The sequence below is a fragment of the Wolbachia endosymbiont of Nomada ferruginata genome (assembly GCF_001675785.1).
GTDB lineage: Bacteria > Pseudomonadota > Alphaproteobacteria > Rickettsiales > Anaplasmataceae > Wolbachia > Wolbachia pipientis.
The window spans coordinates 1-1873 of the sequence record NZ_LYUY01000147.1 but is presented as its reverse complement, the minus strand read 5'-3'; the positions used below and the strand labels follow the sequence as shown (position 1 = coordinate 1873).

At 35.5% G+C, this 1873-nt stretch carries 2 protein-coding genes and 1 pseudogene; all 3 read right to left on the bottom strand.

What is annotated here, in order from left to right; translation table 11 throughout:
- Positions 1–478: 478 nt before the first annotated feature.
- On the bottom strand, positions 479–1207 hold the full coding sequence (locus BA053_RS06115; protein ID WP_065106871.1) for a putative folate metabolism gamma-glutamate ligase: 729 nt from the start codon (positions 1205–1207) through the stop codon (positions 479–481).
- A 1-nt stretch (position 1208) separates the two neighbouring features.
- On the bottom strand, positions 1209–1688 hold the full coding sequence (locus BA053_RS06110; RefSeq protein ID WP_065106870.1) for a dihydrofolate reductase: 480 nt from the start codon (positions 1686–1688) through the stop codon (positions 1209–1211).
- Positions 1685–1873, bottom strand: a pseudogene (locus tag BA053_RS07895) (dihydropteroate synthase); the annotation flags it as partial. The gene BA053_RS06110 and the pseudogene BA053_RS07895, both read right to left, overlap by 4 nt.

Sequence of the window (1873 nt, the reverse complement as noted above, 5' to 3'; positions counted from 1 at the left end):
GGTTATTATCCGCTTTAAAATATTGGCGTTTTTTATGTTTTAAACGCTTGACAAGCGAGATTCAGCCGCTTTTAATTGCAACTAACTTACGCTGCAAATGTTTAAGAAATTTACTAAGCAGAAAAAAAGACAAAGAATCCCCGAGTTAGCTAGTCTTTTACTATCTCTGTCGAGTATTGGCATTTTTTGATGTCTTGTAACGCTTTATAAGCGCGTTCAGCTTATTTAGATAAAAATCTAGATGTAGATGAAGTTTTGTAAAGACATACAGTATCTATATACTGCAAAAAATTAAACATAAGACGCCGATACATTAAGTAATCCTTACCTTTTAATCTGCAGATTGGCGAAAGCAAATACAATAGCTTCAGTTTTATGATAAGGGGGCTGGCGAAGGGTGTCAAGTAAGTTTTTTGTTTCTATTCCCAATGTTATATGGTTATGTAAGAAGTCTAATAGCAAATTTTTAAGTTTCTCTTTAACCCTTTAACCAACGGGCTCCCATGAGGAGAGGAGAGTAAAGATCTTCTTCCATAGATATCTTAACACTTTTTTCTTCTTCTACAGTTGGCGGACGAGTAAGAAAGTGAATCTTTGGTGCACCACTAATTATTGCCATCGGTGTTTGCTCCGCCCCTTCCCCCATAACTAAAACAGCAGATGTTGCCAGCGCATCAAGAAGATTGACTTGTGTTACTTGCAGTGGTTGATTATAAAGATCTGGCTTGCCTATATAGGAATAAAGTGGTTCAAATCCACACCAACCAAGAGCAACGCCCGTAACCCCAAGGCGCATAGGTGTTATGTTACTATCTGTAATCAAAATACCAAGATGTTTTATGCAGTGTTTTGTCTTGAGATAGTTCCATATTGATAGAGCTGTTTTCTGAACATTCTTTGGGTATAAAATATACATTTCATTACCATTTGATTCATCAATACCAGCAGATGGAATTAAGATATTATCCTTAATCGTTAAACAGATACTATGAGCCACATCAACAATTGCATCAGCTTCTCTTTTGATTAGCTCTTCTTTAGAACAAGCAGTTTTATAAACTACTCGTTTTTGACAAATTGAAATGATTTTTGATGTGATAGCAAGAACAACTTCCTCTCCTAGCAACTCTGAAACATAGCGATCAAGAACCTGCTCTAATACTTCCCCACATTCAATGCGGTGGGTATAAATTGCTTTAACATGCATATTAACGTATTAGCCTACATATAGTATAATCTTTCGTTTTGGTGAGAATAGTTTTATGCCATCCATCAAGAAGTGTTAAGTTGAAATATACATCACCTTTATAGGGTTTGTGAATTTCTGTTATGATAAACTCTGAGATTAGATCATACTCCAAAAAAAGGTGCGCTATTTGTGCTCCACCAATCATAAAGACTTTAGAACTACTTTGGATTGACAAAAACTCTTGCATAGAAGAAATAATAGTGCACTTTATACCTCTATTAAAACAAGAACTTAACTTGTTACGAGAAAAAACAACAGGGATACGATCCTTCAATATGTTTTGGGGTACTATTTCAAATGTTTTTCTTCCCATAACAATAACTTGTTTGTCAGTCACCTGACGAAAATGATCTAACTCACTTGGATAATGCCAGGGCAATCCATTATTTATTCCAATTACCCCCTTGGGATCAACAGCCATAATTCCGATAATTATCATCCCTGTAAAGCAGCTTGAGCTACAAAAAATCGCATATGATCACGCACATTATGCACTCGAAGGAAATCAACCTTGTTGTGCAATGCAGATGATAAAGCAATTGTTTCTAAATCTCGGTTAAAGACAGGTTCTGTAGAAAAAGAAGAAATAAATGACTTTCTAGAATGACCAACCAGAACTTTGCA